At 60.9% G+C, this 1,542-nt stretch carries 3 protein-coding genes; all 3 read left to right on the top strand.

The annotated features are described in order from the left end of the window. The first annotated feature begins 6 nt into the window (after window positions 1-6). The 3 genes from AC1DO7_RS41255 (at window position 7) to AC1DO7_RS41245 (ending at window position 1,440) form a co-directional block, all read left to right on the top strand. Window positions 7-306 carry an ArsR/SmtB family transcription factor gene (locus tag AC1DO7_RS41255; protein ID WP_441613828.1) on the top strand — a complete coding sequence of 100 codons (300 nt, stop codon included), beginning with the start codon at window positions 7-9 and terminating at the stop codon, window positions 304-306. 144 nt (window positions 307-450) lie between these two features. Further along, complete coding sequence (locus AC1DO7_RS41250) at window positions 451-720, top strand: hypothetical protein (RefSeq protein ID WP_441621437.1); 270 nt, start codon at window positions 451-453, stop codon at window positions 718-720. Window positions 721-1,068: 348 nt separating this feature from the next. Further along, a complete protein-coding gene (locus AC1DO7_RS41245; protein WP_441621435.1) occupies window positions 1,069-1,440 on the top strand; it encodes a hypothetical protein in 372 nt (123 codons plus the stop codon). Window positions 1,441-1,542 lie beyond the last annotated feature (102 nt).

Raw genomic sequence — 1,542 nt, 5'->3', positions numbered from 1 at the left:
AACTCCATGATTGACGCGAACCTGATTCATAAAGCCCTCGCGAACCGCTTCCGGCGTCAGATCCTGGCGTGGCTGAAGACGCCGAACGAGGTCTTCGTACAGGGCTACATCGATCTTGGTCATGGCGTGCCGTCGACTGTGATTCACGCACGCAGTGGCCTGTCGCAGTCGACCGTATCGGCGCATGTCGCAACGTTGGTCGAGGCCGGCCTTCTTGTTCAGACCCGGGTGGGGCAGTGGATCCTCCTCTCTCGGAATGAAGAGGTGATACGCGCCTTTGCCAGGCAGATCAGCTTGCATCTGTAGACGCCGGCCTTGTCGATCGGAGGGGCGGACGCACCGCCCTCGCGAACCGATGGTCGTTGCTTGCCTTGAGACCGCCAAATGCCACGGCGGGGTGATCCTGGTCACGCTGGCATGTTGACGCCAGGGAACCGTGGCGATTGCCGCGTGTACGTCATATCGATCCCTGGAAGTGCGCTTATTGCGCGAAGCCATCCCCGCCACGCAAGAGCAGCACGCTTCATTGTCGCGGCGGCGAACACGGTCGCGCTTGGTTGCCGTGCCGATCAATCTGGCCGCATCCTGCCGGCATTGGTGTCCGGCGAGGTCTGCGTCGCGTTCGCGATTGACGCGCTGAGCATCGACTACACAGTGGACTCGAGCACGCCCGCCTGTACGCGCGATCTTCAGAAATTAATACATCACAACGTGATGTAAGTGTCTGGCCATGCGCAATGAACAATGCGCGTGCCGATGCGATGAAGGATGCCATGGCGCAACACGCCACTTCCTCCTGGGCGGAATGGATCACGGGGCGACGGTGGCGGCTTCAGACACTTCATGATGTGTCTCCGTGCTTGGGGCGCTCCGCATTGGCCGATACCTTGCATGCATTGGCCTGAGATTAGCCTATTTGCATCAGCCCGCATGCTTCCGCTTCACTATCATTTGAATCTGGTGACCCGACGTGAATGGGCTCCTGCAAGCATGGCTTCCTGATTCATCCGCAGCGGCGCTGCGATGTGGTGCGCCTCGAAGTGGCACGACTTATTCGGTAGACAACGTATGACCAGTGATCCTGTCGACATCGCTGCGGCACTTATCGCAAACCGGCGCCCGTTCGTCCTGGCACTGGTGATCGGTGTTGCCGGGCTCGCAGATGACTATGCGGGTGACATGACGATCTTCGCCTCGGACGGCACGGTGCTTGCGGGGGATGCATTCGGACTCGGCTCCGGGAAGCCGCTGCGGGAAAAGGTCAAGGTGTGCTTCGCAAGCGGGTCTCCCATGGTGCTGGATATCGAACTGGTCGGGAACACCGCTGACGACGGCGACAGGCCGTCTGGTGGTGCACTGAAGATCTACCTGGAGGCCGTCGTGCCGCGCGCGGGTCGCTGGCAATCGCCTCCCGATAGGGTGATCGAGGCGACGTCATGAGGCGTGGAATGAGGCCGTGAAGCCGCCGGGAATGACATCCAGCGTGCGTGGCGTGGAACCCCACGCACGCTGTCGCAATCACTTGCTGCATCTGACTGGCAC

Source organism: Cupriavidus sp. 05N40, assembly GCF_056397305.1.
Note: the sequence above shows the minus strand (reverse complement) of the source record. Positions and strands in the feature narration are given on the sequence as shown.